General features: G+C 40.1%; 1 protein-coding gene. It reads right to left on the bottom strand.

What is annotated here, in order from left to right:
- Window positions 1-977 (bottom strand): IS3-like element IS1163 family transposase gene (locus FFM55_RS09715; protein WP_137601021.1). Its coding sequence is split into 2 segments (ribosomal slippage), with 978 coding nucleotides annotated over them: window positions 1-757 and window positions 757-977; the frame shifts between segments, so codons are not numbered across the junction. This gene is flagged as partial in the annotation.

The raw sequence follows: 977 nt of genomic DNA on the forward strand, positions 1-977 counted from the left end.
GTTGTTTGAAAGGCAAACTCTCTCTTCAACAATGAGTGAAAAGCTTCAATTGGCCCATTATCATAAGGATAACCTTGTTTTGAGTATGAGTGGCTAATCTGATGCCGTTCAAGTAAAGTTTCAACTTCGTTGCTGGTGTACTGTGAACCCATGTCAGAGTGAAAATATTGTGGCTTTTGATGACATTCAAGCGCCTGATTAATCGTTTCTACAACTAACGTCGCCTCCATCTGACGACCAATCTTGAAAGCAAGAACTTGATGAACCTTTGGTTCGTAAATAGAACTGAGATAAACCCAGGTTCCTGGACGTAATTCCAAATAAGTAATGTCAGCACCCCATATCCTTGCATTGGGCTGGTGCTTGATTAAATTGGGGCGTTGTGAATGATCCACATGAGTGCCAGGTTTTTTAAATCGCCGATTCATTAAAGAGTGAATCTCCATTTCCCTCATTAATCGTAAAACTCGTTTTGACCCAACACAGATGCCTGACTTGCGAAGCACCATCGTTATTCGTGGATAACCATAGGCACGATAATTATTTTCCCAAATCAATTTAATTTTTTCTTTGAGCTGATTATCAACACGTTCGTGTTGACTAGGTTGATATCTTTTCCAATGGTAATAGGTGCTGCGCGGTAATTTCAGTGCCGAAAGAATAATTGATAAGCGGTGTCGCAATAACTGATCTTCTATGAAGACAAGGCAATTAATTCGTCCTAATGCTTTCCCAGTAACACCGCCGCAGCTTTTAAAATTTCAAGTTCCTCCTTTAATCGCTGATTTTCCTTTTGAAGTTGTTTGAATTCTTTGGACGTTACTTCAGTACCGTCTTCTAGCTCAACTGATTTAGCGCCTTTAACCCAGTTATGAATTGCGGCTGGAGAAACACCGTATTCCTCGGAAAGCGAGCGAATAGATCTTTTCTCTTCACGATGCATCTTCACAATGCTGGCTTTAAAATCATCTTGATAT

The sequence above is a fragment of the Weissella sagaensis genome (assembly GCF_005405285.1).
Lineage (GTDB): Bacteria > Bacillota > Bacilli > Lactobacillales > Lactobacillaceae > Weissella > Weissella sagaensis.